This is a genomic window from Enterobacter cloacae complex sp. HYC042_NIDB (assembly GCF_056673315.1).
Genome location: NZ_CP109650.1, coordinates 20,742 through 36,210, shown reverse-complemented (window position 1 = coordinate 36,210; position 15,469 = coordinate 20,742). Strand labels below are relative to the sequence as shown.

Below are 15,469 nucleotides of genomic sequence, written 5' to 3'. Positions count from 1 at the left end.
ATGATGAACCCATTAATTATCAAACTCGGTGGTGTACTGCTGGACAGCGAAGAAGCGCTGGAGCGCCTGTTTACCGCGCTGGTGAACTATCGCGAATCGCACCAGCGTCCGCTGGTGATTGTGCACGGCGGCGGCTGCGTGGTGGATGAGCTGATGAAAGGGCTGAATCTGCCGGTGAAAAAGAAAAATGGCTTGCGCGTCACGCCTGCTGACCAGATTGACATCATTACCGGCGCGCTGGCGGGCACGGCGAACAAAACGCTGCTGGCATGGGCGAAGAAACACCATATTGCGTCCGTTGGCCTCTACCTGGGCGACGGTGACAGCGTAAAAGTGACCCAGCTCGACGAAGAGCTCGGCCATGTTGGACTGGCGCAGCCAGGTTCGCCTAAGCTGATTAACACCCTGCTGGAAGGCGGTTTCCTGCCGGTGGTGAGCTCTATCGGCGTGACCGAAGAGGGCGAGCTGATGAACGTTAACGCGGACCAGGCGGCAACCGCGCTGGCGGCCACGCTGGGCGCAGACCTGATCCTGCTCTCCGACGTGAGCGGCATTCTCGACGGTAAAGGCCAGCGCATAGCGGAAATGACCGCCGCCAAAGCCGAGCAGCTGATCGCTCAGGGCATTATTACCGACGGCATGATCGTCAAAGTGAACGCCGCGCTGGATGCGGCGCGCACGCTGGGCCGCCCGGTGGATATCGCCTCCTGGCGTCACGCGGAGCAGCTCCCGGCGCTGTTTAACGGCACGCCGATTGGCACGCGTATTCTGGCGTAAGTTTTTAGTGAATGACCGTAGGCCGGGGTAAGCGAAGCGCACCCGGCGGAACTAACAAATAAAGGAACGATGTTATGGCACTTTGGGGTGGGCGTTTTACACAGGCAGCGGATCAACGGTTCAAACAGTTCAACGACTCTTTGCGCTTCGACTACCGCCTGGCCGAACAGGATATTGTCGGCTCTGTGGCCTGGTCCAAAGCGCTGGTGACCGTTGGCGTACTGACCGCAGACGAACAGCAGCAGCTGGAAGAGGCGCTGAACAACCTGCTGGAAGAGGTGCGTCTGGATCCGCAGCAAATCCTGCAGAGCGATGCCGAAGATATTCACAGCTGGGTGGAAGGCAAGCTGATCGACAAAGTCGGTCAGCTGGGTAAAAAGCTGCACACCGGCCGTAGCCGTAACGACCAGGTCGCCACCGACCTGAAGCTGTGGTGTAAAGAGACCGTTGGCGAACTGCTGGCGGCCAACCGTCAGCTTCAAAGTGCGCTGGTAGAGACCGCGCAGAACAATCAGGACGCGGTGATGCCGGGTTATACCCACCTGCAGCGCGCGCAGCCGGTGACCTTTGCGCACTGGTGTCTGGCCTACGTTGAGATGCTGGCGCGTGACGAAAGCCGTCTTCAGGATACCCTGAAGCGTCTGGACGTCAGCCCGCTGGGCAGCGGCGCGCTGGCCGGTACGGCGTATGAAATCGACCGCGAGCAGCTGGCAGGATGGCTGGGCTTTGCTTCCGCCACCCGCAACAGCCTGGACAGCGTATCTGACCGTGACCACGTGCTGGAGCTGCTCTCCAATGCCTCTATCGGGATGGTGCATCTTTCGCGCTTTGCCGAAGACCTGATCTTCTTTAACTCCGGTGAAGCGGGCTTCGTTGAGCTGTCCGACCGCGTGACCTCAGGCTCATCCCTGATGCCGCAGAAGAAAAACCCGGACGCGCTGGAGCTGATCCGCGGCAAGTGCGGTCGCGTGCAGGGCGCGCTGACCGGCATGATGATGACCCTGAAAGGGCTGCCGCTGGCGTACAACAAAGATATGCAGGAAGACAAAGAAGGGCTGTTCGACGCGCTCGACACCTGGCTTGACTGCCTGCACATGGGCGCGCTGGTGCTGGACGGCATTCAGGTGAAACGTCCGCGCTGCCAGGAAGCGGCACAGCAGGGCTATGCCAACTCTACTGAACTGGCGGACTACCTTGTCGCGAAGGGCGTACCGTTCCGTGAAGCGCACCATATTGTGGGCGAAGCGGTGGTGGAAGCGATTCGTCAGGGTAAACCGCTGGAAGATCTGGCGCTTGCCGACCTGCAAAAATTCAGCGCGGCGATCGGGGAGGATGTGTACCCGATTCTGGCGCTGCAGTCCTGCCTGGATAAGCGTGCGGCGAAAGGCGGCGTGTCGCCGAAGCAGGTGGCGCAGGCAATTGCGGATGCGAAAAACCGGCTGGTTTGAACCGTGCGGGCTGGTGCCCTCACCCCGGCCCTCTCCCACAGGGAGAGGGAGAAAAACGGAGCCTGGCTTAGCGCCAGGCTTTTTTACGCAAAAAAAAAGCGGACCACGGGGTCCGCAAAAGTTCACGTTGGCTTTAGTTGTTCGAGTTTTGAGAGAAACTCGCTGACGGTGCGGGGACGTCAAGGGTCAAACACGGCCGCCTCGTCTATGTGGCGTATTATTCAACAGAATGCTTGATAGGGATAATCGTTCATTGCTATGCTATCTATCGCCATGAACTATCGTGGCGACGGAGGATGAATAATGAATATTCGTGATCTTGAATACCTGGTAGCGTTAGCCGAGCATCGTCACTTTCGCCGCGCGGCAGATTCCTGCCACGTCAGCCAGCCGACGCTGAGCGGGCAGATCCGCAAGCTGGAAGACGAGCTGGGCGTGATGCTGCTGGAGCGCACCAGCCGTAAGGTGCTGTTCACCCAGGCCGGTCTTCTGCTGGTGGATCAGGCGCGCACCGTGCTGCGCGAGGTCAAAGTGCTCAAGGAAATGGCAAGCCAGCAGGGAGAGGCCATGTCCGGCCCGCTGCATATTGGCCTGATCCCAACCGTTGGCCCGTACCTGTTACCGCACATCATTCCGATGCTGCACCAGACGTTCCCGAAACTCGAAATGTACCTGCATGAAGCGCAAACCCATCAGCTGCTGGCGCAGCTGGACAGCGGCAAGCTCGACTGCGCCATTCTGGCGCTGGTAAAAGAGAGCGAAGCGTTTATTGAAGTACCGCTGTTCGATGAGCCGATGATGCTGGCGATCTATGAAGATCACCCGTGGGCGAACCGCGATCGCGTGCCGATGGCCGATCTGGCCGGTGAAAAGCTGCTGATGCTGGAAGACGGTCACTGCCTGCGCGATCAGGCGATGGGCTTCTGCTTCGAAGCGGGCGCTGACGAAGATACCCACTTCCGCGCAACCAGTCTGGAAACGCTGCGTAATATGGTGGCGGCGGGAAGCGGTATTACGTTGCTGCCTGCGCTGGCCGTGCCACGCGAGCGTAAGCGTGATGGCGTGGTGTACCTGCCGTGCATTAAGCCGGAGCCGCGTCGCACGATCGGCCTGGTGTATCGTCCGGGGTCACCGCTGCGCAGCCGCTATGAGCAGCTGGCAGAGGCCATCCGCGGTGCGATGGATGGCCATTTCGACAGCGCGTTAAAACAGGCGGTTTAAGCCGTTCAGCGCGGCTACCCGATAGGCTTCCGCCATGGTCGGGTAGTTAAAGGTGGTGTTAACGAAGTACTCAATGGTGTTACCACCACCTTTCTGCTCCATGATTGCCTGGCCGATATGAATGATTTCCGCCGCGCGTTCACCAAAGCAGTGAATCCCGAGGATCTCTTTCGTCTCGCGATGGAACAGAATTTTCAGCGTACCTACGCTCATCCCCACGATCTGCGCCCGCGCCAGATGTTTAAACTGGGCACGACCTACCTCGTAAGGCACCTTCATTGACGTCAGCTGCTGCTCGGTTTTTCCCACGGAACTGATTTCTGGAATGGTGTAGATCCCCGTCGGGATATCTTCGATCAGATGCGCCGTTGCTTCACCCTTCACCAGCGCCTGAGCGGCAATGCGGCCCTGATCGTAAGCGGCGGAGGCCAGGCTCGGGTAGCCAATTACGTCGCCCACCGCGTATACGTGCGGCAGCGCGGTCTGATACATGCTGTTGACCTTCAGCTGACCGCGGCTGTCTGTTTCAAGCCCGATATTTTCCAGCCGCAATGAATCGGTATTGCCGGTACGGCCGTTGGCGTACAGCAGGCAGTCGGCTTTCAGCTTCTTACCGGACTTCAGGTGCATGATCACACCGTCATCGCAGCCTTCTATTTTCTCGTACTCTTCGTTGTGGCGAATCACCACGCCGCTGTTCCAGAAGTGGTAGGAGAGGGAGTCTGACATCTCCTGATCGAGGAACGCCAGCAGACGGTCGCGGGTGTTAATCAGGTCAACTTTGACATCCATTCCGCGGAAGATCGACGCGTATTCGCAACCGATGACCCCTGCGCCATAGATAATGACGTGGCGGGGTTCATGGTGCAGGCTCAGAATGGAGTCGCTGTCGTAGACGCGCGGGTGTGAGAAGTCGACATCGGCCGGATGGTAAGGGCGTGAACCGCAGGCAATCACAAATTTTTCAGCGGTGATTGTCTCAATCGAACCGTCGTGGCATTCGAGTGCCAGGGTGTGTTCATCCACAAAATGCGCGTTGCCCTGCAGGATTTCACAATGGTTACGCTCATAAAAGCCCTGACGCATGCGCGTCTGCTGGTTAATGACGGTATCCGCGTGATTCAGGATGTCGGCAAAGGAGGAACGAAGAAGTCGGGAGTGGTCGCTGTAAAGAGGGTTCTGGTTAAATTCGATAATGCGGCTAACGGCGTGGCGGAGGGCTTTCGATGGGATGGTGCCCCAGTGGGTGCAACCGCCGCCGACATTATGGTAGCGCTCGATGACCGCTACTCTGGCTCCCTGTTTCACCAGACCCATAGCAGCACCTTCGCCGCCGGGGCCGGAACCAATAACTATTGCGTCGTAATCGTAGGAATGTGGCATGGCAAGGCTTACCTGTTCTTATACATAAAAGCAACAGAATCATAACATCATTGCCAGGGTAACCCAATTATCGTTGTGCTTTTTTCCGGCAGTGGAGCACAAACCGCACGTAAACAATCATTCACAAAGCTGAGCAAACAGATTAATTTTATTCTCTGGTATAGTGCCATCAGGCCTTTGGAAGGATTCAACTATCGTGATGGGCGTAAGAGCACAACAAAAAGAGAAAACCCGGCGTTCGCTGGTGGAAGCCGCATTCAGTCAACTGAGTGCTGAGCGGAGTTTTGCCAGTTTGAGCCTGCGCGAAGTCGCACGCGAGGCCGGGATTGCGCCAACGTCCTTCTATCGTCACTTCCGTGATGTGGATGAACTGGGCCTGACCATGGTCGACGAGAGCGGTTTGATGCTGCGCCAGCTGATGCGCCAGGCGCGTCAGCGTATCGCCAAAGGCGGCAGCGTGATCCGCACCTCCGTGTCGACGTTTATGGAATTTATCGGCAATAACCCCAACGCGTTTCGTCTGCTTCTGCGCGAGCGTTCGGGCACATCGGCAGCGTTTCGTGCCGCCGTCGCGCGGGAAATTCAGCACTTCATCGCGGAACTTGCCGACTATCTTGAACTCGAAAACCATATGCCGCGTGCCTTTACTGAAGCACAGGCCGAGGCGATGGTGACGATTGTGTTCAGCGCGGGTGCCGAAGCGCTGGACGTCAGCATTGAACAACGCAAGCAGCTTGAAGAGCGATTGGTATTGCAGCTCAGGATGATCTCCAAAGGCGCGTACTACTGGTATCGCCGTGAACAAGAGAAACTGGCACATCAAACCGAAGAGTGAAGGTGAGTAATGAAACAGTCAGGTCAGGATAAAGGGACGCTGTTGCTGGCATTGATCGCTGGCTTATCCATTAATGGCACGTTTGCCGCTATTTTTAGCTCCATCGTGCCATTTTCGATTTTCCCGCTTATTGCGCTGGTGCTGACGGTCTACTGCCTGCATCAGCGTTACCTGAACCGTACGATGCCGGTCGGGTTACCGGGGCTGGCCGCTGCCTGTTTTATTCTGGGCGTATTGCTGTATAGCACCGTGGTGCGCGCGGAGTATCCGGATATCGGCTCTAACTTCTTCCCTGCGGTACTGTCCGTGGCGCTGGTGTTCTGGATTGGCTCGCGCATGCGTAGCCGCAAGAGCCAACTGCCAGAGTAATGAGGTCTGAGTAGGGCAGGTAAGCGAAGCGCCACCTGCCAAAAACGCCGGCTAGTTACTTCGCCGTGAGCAGTACACCGCACTCCATATGGTGCGTATACGGGAACTGATCGAACAGCGCCAGACGTTCAACCTTGTGCGTCTGGCTTAATGTTTCCAGATTCTTGCACAGCGTCTCCGGGTTACAGGAGATGTACAAAATACGCGGGTACGCCTGCACCATCTTCTCGGTTTCGCTGTCCAGGCCGCTACGCGGCGGGTCGACAAAAATCGTCTCACACTGATAGCTCTTCAAATCGATCCCTTCCAGGCGGTTAAACTGGCGTACACCGTTCATGGCCTGGGTGAACTCTTCTGCCGCCATGCGAATGATCTGCACGTTATCGATATGGTTAGCGGCGATGTTGTACTGCGCGGCCGCTACCGACGGCTTGGCGATTTCCGTTGCCAGCACGCGTTCGAAGTTACGCGCCAGCGCCAGCGAGAAGTTGCCGTTACCGCAGTACAGCTCAAGCAGATCGCCCTTAGATCCTTCCGTCGCCTTCAGCGCCCACTCCAGCATCTGCACGTTCATCGCGGCATTCGGCTGGGTGAAGCTGTTCTCCACCTGACGGTAAACCATCTCTTTACCCGCCACCGGCAGACGCTCGTCGACGTAATCCTGATCCAGCATGATTTTGGTTTTGGTCGCGCGGCCAATCAGGTGCACGTTGATGTTCTGCGCACGCAGCGCATCGCGCAGGGCTTCGGCCTGCTCGCGCCATTCGTCGGTCAGCGCTTTGTGGTACAGCAGAGAGACAATCGCCTGATTGCTTTGCGTGGTCAGGTAGTCAATCTGGAACAGCTTGTTGCGCAGCACCGAATTGTTGCGCACGCCTTCAATGATCAGCGTCATCAGCTGGTTGATAAGCTCGCTCGCTGCCGGGAAACTGTCCACGCGAATGCGTGATTTGGTCTGCTGATCGAAAATGATGTGGTACAGGTCGTCGCCGTCATGCCAGATGCGGAACTCGGCGCGCATGCGGTAGTGGCTGACAGGGGAGCGGAACACCTCGGGAACGGGCGCGTTGAAAGGCGTCATCATACTTTGCAGGCGGACAACTTTCTCGGCCAGCTGCGCGTCGTACTGTTCTGTCGGGAGGTGTTCTGGGGTCATGATGCGTCCTGAGTGATAAAGAATTACGCGGGGATTGTAGGGATTGTTCAGGGGATGTCCAGATTTAATGGCCAATAGCTGTCTGGACATCTATACGTGTCTAATTGTAGCATTCTGTTTCCGGTCTCCTGAGAGTGAAAAGGGAATCCAGTGAAAATCTGGAGCTGACGCGCAGCGGTAAAGACTGGCGGGATGAGAGCTGTAGACACTGTGAAAATGGGAAGTCTTCATCCGTATAACGCCACCTAGCCCGAAGACCTGCCGGGATCACGTCGCATTTGGTTTCATCATCGCGTGCTATAGATGAGGCCTGCGGCATCCTTCTTATATTGTGGATGCTTTAACAATGATTAAAAAAGTATCGCTGTTGACGGCGCTGTCCGTCACGGCATTTTCGGGCTGGGCGCAGGATAGCGCTGACTCGTTGGTGGTGACGGCAAATCGTTTTGAACAACCTGAAAAAACTATTCTGGCAGCAACGTCGGTGGTTACGCGTGCCGATATTGACCGCTGGCAGTCAACCTCGGTGCTGGACGTTATGCGTCGCTTGCCCGGCGTGGACACGGCGCAAAATGGCGGGATGGGGCAACTCTCTTCTCTCTTTATCCGTGGCACCAACTCCAGCCACGTCCTGATTCTCGTTGACGGCATCCGCCTTAACCAGGCGGGCGTCACGGGGTCGTCCGATCTCAGCCAGTTCCCGATCTCCCTGGTGCAGCGTATCGAATATGTGCGTGGACCGCGTTCGGCGGTATACGGCTCGGATGCGATTGGCGGTGTAGTCAACATTATTACCACCCGCACGAAGGACGGTACGACGCTGAATGCCGGCGTAGGGTCGCACGGTTACCAGAATTATGGCGGCAGTACCCAGCAAACGCTGGGCGACAGCACGCGCGTCACGCTGGCGGGGGATTACACCTATACCAAAGGTTTCGATGTGGTTGCGGACGGCAACAATGGTGGCCTTGCCCAGACCGATCGCGACGGCTTTATGAATAAAACGCTCTACGGTGCGGTGGATCACGCATTCTCAGACCAGTGGAGCGGATTTGTTCGCGGCTTTGGCTACAGCAACCGTACGGCCTATGACGGTTATTACAGCTCATTTACCCCTGACGTTCTGGTCGATACCCGCCAGCTCTATAGCCAGACCTGGGACGCAGGATTACGCTTCAACGAGGATATATTCCATTCACAGCTGCTCACCAGCTATAGCCACAGCAAAGACTATAACTACGACCCTAATTTGGGCCGTTACGATTCGACTGTCACGCTGGATGAAATCAAACAGTACAACGTTCAGTGGCTCAACTCCGTTGATGTGGGGCACGGGAACATTGGTGCGGGCGTTGACTGGCAGAAGCAGAGCACCGAGCCGGGTACAAACTACGTGACCAACGGCTACGACCTGCGTAACACCGGCGTCTACCTGACCGGGCTGCAGCAGCTGGGCGATTTCACTCTGGAAGGGGCGGTTCGCAGCGATGACAACTCTCAGTTTGGTCGCCATGGCACCTGGCAAAGCAGTGCAGCGTGGGAGTTCGTGGACGGTTACCGCTTCATTGCTTCTTATGGTACGGCCTATAAGGCCCCGAATCTGGGTCAACTCTATGGCTTCTATGGCAATGACCATCTTGATCCAGAAGAGAGCAAGCAGTGGGAAGGGGCGTTTGAAGGCCTGACGGCAGGTGTGAGCTGGCGCGTGTCCGGCTATCGTAATGACGTTGATAATCTCATCGACTTCAATAATAACCTTCAGGAATATTACAACGTCGGTAAAGCACGCATTAAGGGTGTGGAAGCGACGGCGTCGTTTGATACAGGTCCGTTGACGCATACCGTTGGCTACGACTATGTGGATGCCCGCAATGCGGCGACCAACGAACTTCTGGACCGTCGTGCTAAGCAGCAGGTGAAATATCAGCTCGATACGCAGATCTATGATTTCGACTGGAGCCTGACGTATCACTATCTCGGCACGCGTTACGACACTGATTTTGGTTCTTATCCGTCAGAAAAAGTGAAAATGGGCGGTGTGAGCCTGTGGGATGTCGCAGTTTCATATCCGGTCACCTCACACCTCACAGTTCGTGGTAAAATAGCCAACCTGTTCGATAAAGATTACGAGACAGTTTATGGCTACCAAACTGCAGGACGGGAATACACCTTGTCTGGCAGCTACACCTTCTAATCCGCGCCCTACCGTGCTGGTGTTTGATTCCGGCGTCGGTGGGCTTTCGGTCTACGATGAGATTCGGCATCTCCTGCCGGATCTCCATTACATCTACGCCTTCGATAACGTCGCTTTTCCGTATGGGGAGAAGAGTGAGGACTTTATCGTTGAGCGCGTGGTTGAAATCGTCACCGCGGTACAAAAGCGCTATCCCCTTGCGCTGGCGGTCATTGCCTGTAATACGGCGAGCACCGTTTCTCTTCCCGCCCTGCGTGAAAAATTCCAGTTCCCGGTTGTGGGCGTTGTTCCTGCCATAAAGCCTGCCGCGCGCCTGACGGCGAACGGTATCGTGGGCTTGCTGGCCACGCGTGGCACGGTGAAGCGTCCTTATACCCGCGAGCTGATCGACCGTTTTGCTAACGAATGCCAGATTGCAATGCTTGGCTCCGCAGAGCTGGTGGAGATGGCGGAAGCGAAACTGCACGGCGAGACGGTATCGCTCGAAGAGCTGCGTCGTATTCTTCGTCCGTGGCTGCGGATGCCCGAACCACCGGATACGGTTGTGCTGGGCTGCACCCACTTCCCTCTCTTGCAGGAAGAGCTATTAGAAGTGCTTCCGGAGGGGACGCGGCTGGTGGATTCTGGTGCGGCGATCGCCCGTCGTACGGCCTGGCTGCTGGAGCATGAAGCGCCGGATGCGAAATCTACCGATGCAAATATCGCGTTTTGCATGGCTATCACGAAAGAGACTGAGCAACTTTTACCCGTTTTACGCCGTTATGGCTTTGAAACGCTCGAAAAACTGGCGCTGTAGCACGGTTTTGAGCAAAAAAGAGACGGTTGAAAGTTTTTTTTAAAAGAGGGGTTGTCAACGTCTGAGAACTCCCTATAATGCGCCTCCACTGACACGGAACAACGGCTTACAGGCCGCCGGGTTAGCGGGGTTCAGAGATGAACGCCAACAGAGAAAAGTGAAAATAATCGCTTGACTCTGAATGAGGAAAACGTAATATACGGGACCTCGCAACGGTGAGCTGAAAGCCGCGTTGCAACTGCTCTTTAACAATTTATCAGACAATCTGTGTGGGCACTCAAAGTGACATGGATTCTTAACGTCGCAAGACGAAAAATGAATACCAAGTCTCTGAGTGAACATACGTAATTCATTACGAAGTTTAATTCACGAGCATCAAACTTAAATTGAAGAGTTTGATCATGGCTCAGATTGAACGCTGGCGGCAGGCCTAACACATGCAAGTCGAACGGTAGCACAGAGAGCTTGCTCTCGGGTGACGAGTGGCGGACGGGTGAGTAATGTCTGGGAAACTGCCTGATGGAGGGGGATAACTACTGGAAACGGTAGCTAATACCGCATAATGTCGCAAGACCAAAGAGGGGGACCTTCGGGCCTCTTGCCATCAGATGTGCCCAGATGGGATTAGCTAGTAGGTGGGGTAACGGCTCACCTAGGCGACGATCCCTAGCTGGTCTGAGAGGATGACCAGCCACACTGGAACTGAGACACGGTCCAGACTCCTACGGGAGGCAGCAGTGGGGAATATTGCACAATGGGCGCAAGCCTGATGCAGCCATGCCGCGTGTATGAAGAAGGCCTTCGGGTTGTAAAGTACTTTCAGCGGGGAGGAAGGTGTTGAGGTTAATAACCTCAGCAATTGACGTTACCCGCAGAAGAAGCACCGGCTAACTCCGTGCCAGCAGCCGCGGTAATACGGAGGGTGCAAGCGTTAATCGGAATTACTGGGCGTAAAGCGCACGCAGGCGGTCTGTCAAGTCGGATGTGAAATCCCCGGGCTCAACCTGGGAACTGCATTCGAAACTGGCAGGCTAGAGTCTTGTAGAGGGGGGTAGAATTCCAGGTGTAGCGGTGAAATGCGTAGAGATCTGGAGGAATACCGGTGGCGAAGGCGGCCCCCTGGACAAAGACTGACGCTCAGGTGCGAAAGCGTGGGGAGCAAACAGGATTAGATACCCTGGTAGTCCACGCCGTAAACGATGTCGACTTGGAGGTTGTGCCCTTGAGGCGTGGCTTCCGGAGCTAACGCGTTAAGTCGACCGCCTGGGGAGTACGGCCGCAAGGTTAAAACTCAAATGAATTGACGGGGGCCCGCACAAGCGGTGGAGCATGTGGTTTAATTCGATGCAACGCGAAGAACCTTACCTACTCTTGACATCCAGAGAACTTAGCAGAGATGCTTTGGTGCCTTCGGGAACTCTGAGACAGGTGCTGCATGGCTGTCGTCAGCTCGTGTTGTGAAATGTTGGGTTAAGTCCCGCAACGAGCGCAACCCTTATCCTTTGTTGCCAGCGGTTAGGCCGGGAACTCAAAGGAGACTGCCAGTGATAAACTGGAGGAAGGTGGGGATGACGTCAAGTCATCATGGCCCTTACGAGTAGGGCTACACACGTGCTACAATGGCGCATACAAAGAGAAGCGACCTCGCGAGAGCAAGCGGACCTCATAAAGTGCGTCGTAGTCCGGATTGGAGTCTGCAACTCGACTCCATGAAGTCGGAATCGCTAGTAATCGTGGATCAGAATGCCACGGTGAATACGTTCCCGGGCCTTGTACACACCGCCCGTCACACCATGGGAGTGGGTTGCAAAAGAAGTAGGTAGCTTAACCTTCGGGAGGGCGCTTACCACTTTGTGATTCATGACTGGGGTGAAGTCGTAACAAGGTAACCGTAGGGGAACCTGCGGTTGGATCACCTCCTTACCTTAAAGAACCTGCCTTTGTAGTGCTCACACAGATTGTCTGATGAAAAACAGCAGTAAAAAACCTCTACAGGCTTGTAGCTCAGGTGGTTAGAGCGCACCCCTGATAAGGGTGAGGTCGGTGGTTCAAGTCCACTCAGGCCTACCAAATTTGCGAAGCAAATTTGAAGAGGTTGGCAAAACGATGGGGCTATAGCTCAGCTGGGAGAGCGCCTGCTTTGCACGCAGGAGGTCTGCGGTTCGATCCCGCATAGCTCCACCATCTTTTACTGCGAACACAAGAAAACTTCAGAGTGAACCTGAAAAGGTGCACTGCGAAGTTTTGCTCTTTAAAAATCTGGATCAAGCTGAAAATTGAAACGACACATCTTTAAGGTGTGTTCGAGTCTCTCAAATTTTCGCAATCAGAAGTGAAACATCTTCGGGTTGTGAGGTTAAGCGACTAAGCGTACACGGTGGATGCCCTGGCAGTCAGAGGCGATGAAGGACGTGCTAATCTGCGAAAAGCGACGGCGAGGTGATATGAACCTTTGACCCGTCGATGTCCGAATGGGGAAACCCAGTGTGTTTCGACACACTATCGTTAACTGAATACATAGGTTAACGAGGCGAACCGGGGGAACTGAAACATCTAAGTACCCCGAGGAAAAGAAATCAACCGAGATTCCCCCAGTAGCGGCGAGCGAACGGGGAGCAGCCCGGAGTCTGAATCAGCTTGTGTGTTAGTGGAAGCGTCTGGAAAGTCGCACGGTACAGGGTGACAGTCCCGTACACGAAAATGCACAGGTTGTGAACTCGAAGAGTAGGGCGGGACACGTGGTATCCTGTCTGAATATGGGGGGACCATCCTCCAAGGCTAAATACTCCTGACTGACCGATAGTGAACCAGTACCGTGAGGGAAAGGCGAAAAGAACCCCGGCGAGGGGAGTGAAAAAGAACCTGAAACCGTGTACGTACAAGCAGTGGGAGCACCTTCGGGTGTGACTGCGTACCTTTTGTATAATGGGTCAGCGACTTATATTCTGTAGCAAGGTTAACCGTATAGGGGAGCCGCAGGGAAACCGAGTCTTAACTGGGCGTTAAGTTGCAGGGTATAGACCCGAAACCCGGTGATCTAGCCATGGGCAGGTTGAAGGTTGGGTAACACTAACTGGAGGACCGAACCGACTAATGTTGAAAAATTAGCGGATGACCTGTGGCTGGGGGTGAAAGGCCAATCAAACCGGGAGATAGCTGGTTCTCCCCGAAAGCTATTTAGGTAGCGCCTCGTGAACTCATCTTCGGGGGTAGAGCACTGTTTCGGCTAGGGGGCCATCCCGGCTTACCAACCCGATGCAAACTACGAATACCGAAGAATGTTATCACGGGAGACACACGGCGGGTGCTAACGTCCGTCGTGAAGAGGGAAACAACCCAGACCGCCAGCTAAGGTCCCAAAGTCATGGTTAAGTGGGAAACGATGTGGGAAGGCACAGACAGCCAGGATGTTGGCTTAGAAGCAGCCATCATTTAAAGAAAGCGTAATAGCTCACTGGTCGAGTCGGCCTGCGCGGAAGATGTAACGGGGCTAAACCATGCACCGAAGCTGCGGCAGCGACACTATGTGTTGTTGGGTAGGGGAGCGTTCTGTAAGCCGTTGAAGGTGTGCTGTGAGGCATGCTGGAGGTATCAGAAGTGCGAATGCTGACATAAGTAACGATAAAGCGGGTGAAAAGCCCGCTCGCCGGAAGACCAAGGGTTCCTGTCCAACGTTAATCGGGGCAGGGTGAGTCGACCCCTAAGGCGAGGCCGAAAGGCGTAGTCGATGGGAAACAGGTTAATATTCCTGTACTTGGTGTTACTGCGAAGGGGGGACGGAGAAGGCTATGTCAGCCGGGCGACGGTTGTCCCGGTTTAAGCGTGTAGGTGTGTGTTCCAGGCAAATCCGGTTCACTTTAACACTGAGGCGTGATGACGAGGCACTACGGTGCTGAAGTGATAAATGCCCTGCTTCCAGGAAAAGCCTCTAAGCATCAGGTAACACGAAATCGTACCCCAAACCGACACAGGTGGTCAGGTAGAGAATACCAAGGCGCTTGAGAGAACTCGGGTGAAGGAACTAGGCAAAATGGTGCCGTAACTTCGGGAGAAGGCACGCTGATATGTAGGTGAAGTCCCTGCGGACGGAGCTGAAATCAGTCGAAGATACCAGCTGGCTGCAACTGTTTATTAAAAACACAGCACTGTGCAAACACGAAAGTGGACGTATACGGTGTGACGCCTGCCCGGTGCCGGAAGGTTAATTGATGGGGTTAGCGGCAACGCGAAGCTCTTGATCGAAGCCCCGGTAAACGGCGGCCGTAACTATAACGGTCCTAAGGTAGCGAAATTCCTTGTCGGGTAAGTTCCGACCTGCACGAATGGCGTAATGATGGCCAGGCTGTCTCCACCCGAGACTCAGTGAAATTGAACTCGCTGTGAAGATGCAGTGTACCCGCGGCAAGACGGAAAGACCCCGTGAACCTTTACTATAGCTTGACACTGAACACTGGTCCTTGATGTGTAGGATAGGTGGGAGGCTTTGAAGCGTGGACGCCAGTCTGCGTGGAGCCGTCCTTGAAATACCACCCTTTAATGGCTGGTGTTCTAACGTGGACCCGTAATCCGGGTTGCGGACAGTGTCTGGTGGGTAGTTTGACTGGGGCGGTCTCCTCCCAAAGAGTAACGGAGGAGCACGAAGGTTAGCTAATCCTGGTCGGACATCAGGAGGTTAGTGCAATGGCATAAGCTAGCTTGACTGCGAGAGTGACGGCTCGAGCAGGTGCGAAAGCAGGTCATAGTGATCCGGTGGTTCTGAATGGAAGGGCCATCGCTCAACGGATAAAAGGTACTCCGGGGATAACAGGCTGATACCGCCCAAGAGTTCATATCGACGGCGGTGTTTGGCACCTCGATGTCGGCTCATCACATCCTGGGGCTGAAGTAGGTCCCAAGGGTATGGCTGTTCGCCATTTAAAGTGGTACGCGAGCTGGGTTTAGAACGTCGTGAGACAGTTCGGTCCCTATCTGCCGTGGGCGCTGGAGAATTGAGGGGGGCTGCTCCTAGTACGAGAGGACCGGAGTGGACGCATCACTGGTGTTCGGGTTGTCATGCCAATGGCACTGCCCGGTAGCTAAATGCGGAAGAGATAAGTGCTGAAAGCATCTAAGCACGAAACTTGCCCCGAGATGAGTTCTCCCTGAGACTATAAGTCTCCTGAAGGAACGTTGAAGACGACGACGTTGATAGGCCGGGTGTGTAAGCGCAGCGATGCGTTGAGCTAACCGGTACTAATGAACCGTGAGGCTTAACCTTACAACGCCGAAGCTGTTTTGGCGGTGAGAGACA

The 15,469-nt window shown here is 55.2% G+C and carries 9 protein-coding genes, 2 tRNA genes, 2 rRNA genes and 1 riboswitch; of the genes, 11 read left to right on the top strand and 2 right to left on the bottom strand.

Translation table 11 applies throughout. The features are described 5' to 3' along the window. The 3 genes from argB (at position 1) to oxyR (ending at position 3,446) form a co-directional block, all read left to right on the top strand. The gene (argB, locus tag OKF39_RS00175) at positions 1 to 777 is read left to right on the top strand and encodes an acetylglutamate kinase (protein WP_098946274.1); all 777 of its coding nucleotides are present in this window, start codon (positions 1 to 3) and stop codon (positions 775 to 777) included. Positions 778 to 851: 74 nt separating this feature from the next. Then, positions 852 to 2,225, top strand: a complete 1,374-nt coding sequence (gene argH / locus OKF39_RS00170) for an argininosuccinate lyase (protein ID WP_048958135.1) — start codon at positions 852 to 854, stop codon at positions 2,223 to 2,225. A 303-nt stretch (positions 2,226 to 2,528) separates the two neighbouring features. Further along, on the top strand, positions 2,529 to 3,446 hold the full coding sequence (oxyR, locus tag OKF39_RS00165) for a DNA-binding transcriptional regulator OxyR (RefSeq protein WP_025758848.1): 918 nt from the start codon (positions 2,529 to 2,531) through the stop codon (positions 3,444 to 3,446). Here oxyR and sthA read toward each other — a convergent pair. Beyond that, positions 3,429 to 4,829 carry a Si-specific NAD(P)(+) transhydrogenase gene (gene sthA / locus OKF39_RS00160; RefSeq protein WP_045260262.1) on the bottom strand — a complete coding sequence of 467 codons (1,401 nt, stop codon included), beginning with the start codon at positions 4,827 to 4,829 and terminating at the stop codon, positions 3,429 to 3,431. The genes oxyR and sthA overlap by 18 nt on opposite strands. Positions 4,830 to 5,025: 196 nt before the next feature. Here sthA and fabR point away from each other — a divergent pair, with 196 nt between their 5' ends. Both fabR and OKF39_RS00150 read left to right on the top strand, forming a co-directional pair. Then, the gene (fabR, locus tag OKF39_RS00155; protein ID WP_008501784.1) at positions 5,026 to 5,664 is read left to right on the top strand and encodes an HTH-type transcriptional repressor FabR; all 639 of its coding nucleotides are present in this window, start codon (positions 5,026 to 5,028) and stop codon (positions 5,662 to 5,664) included. Between the two features lie 9 nt (positions 5,665 to 5,673). Further along, positions 5,674 to 6,033 (top strand): YijD family membrane protein, encoded by a 360-nt coding sequence (locus tag OKF39_RS00150; RefSeq protein ID WP_008501783.1) that lies wholly within the window; start codon positions 5,674 to 5,676, stop codon positions 6,031 to 6,033. Positions 6,034 to 6,088: 55 nt separating this feature from the next. Here OKF39_RS00150 and trmA read toward each other — a convergent pair whose 3' ends face one another. Next, positions 6,089 to 7,189, bottom strand: coding sequence for a tRNA (uridine(54)-C5)-methyltransferase TrmA (gene trmA, locus OKF39_RS00145; RefSeq protein ID WP_479983378.1), 1,101 nt, complete (start codon positions 7,187 to 7,189; stop codon positions 6,089 to 6,091). A gap of 104 nt (positions 7,190 to 7,293) precedes the next feature. Further along, positions 7,294 to 7,469: riboswitch (cobalamin riboswitch) on the top strand. 66 nt (positions 7,470 to 7,535) lie between these two features. Here trmA and btuB point away from each other — a divergent pair. The 6 genes from btuB (at position 7,536) to OKF39_RS00115 (ending at position 15,436) form a co-directional block, all read left to right on the top strand. After that, positions 7,536 to 9,383: a TonB-dependent vitamin B12 receptor BtuB gene (btuB, locus tag OKF39_RS00140; RefSeq protein ID WP_479983377.1), complete on the top strand. Its 1,848-nt coding sequence runs from the start codon at positions 7,536 to 7,538 to the stop codon at positions 9,381 to 9,383. Further along, positions 9,328 to 10,179 carry a glutamate racemase gene (gene murI, locus OKF39_RS00135; protein ID WP_028014824.1) on the top strand — a complete coding sequence of 284 codons (852 nt, stop codon included), beginning with the start codon at positions 9,328 to 9,330 and terminating at the stop codon, positions 10,177 to 10,179. The genes btuB and murI overlap by 56 nt, the downstream gene beginning before the upstream one ends. A 383-nt stretch (positions 10,180 to 10,562) precedes the next feature. Further along, positions 10,563 to 12,102: ribosomal RNA gene (locus OKF39_RS00130) — 16S ribosomal RNA — on the top strand. Positions 12,103 to 12,172: 70 nt separating this feature from the next. Continuing rightward, positions 12,173 to 12,249: transfer RNA gene (locus tag OKF39_RS00125), tRNA-Ile, on the top strand. Positions 12,250 to 12,287: 38 nt separating this feature from the next. Beyond that, a tRNA-Ala gene (locus OKF39_RS00120) sits at positions 12,288 to 12,363 on the top strand. A gap of 170 nt (positions 12,364 to 12,533) precedes the next feature. Continuing rightward, positions 12,534 to 15,436 (top strand): 23S ribosomal RNA (locus OKF39_RS00115). Together the 16S and 23S rRNA genes with 2 tRNA genes alongside form the textbook arrangement of a ribosomal RNA operon. The last annotated feature ends 33 nt before the right edge of the window (positions 15,437 to 15,469 follow it).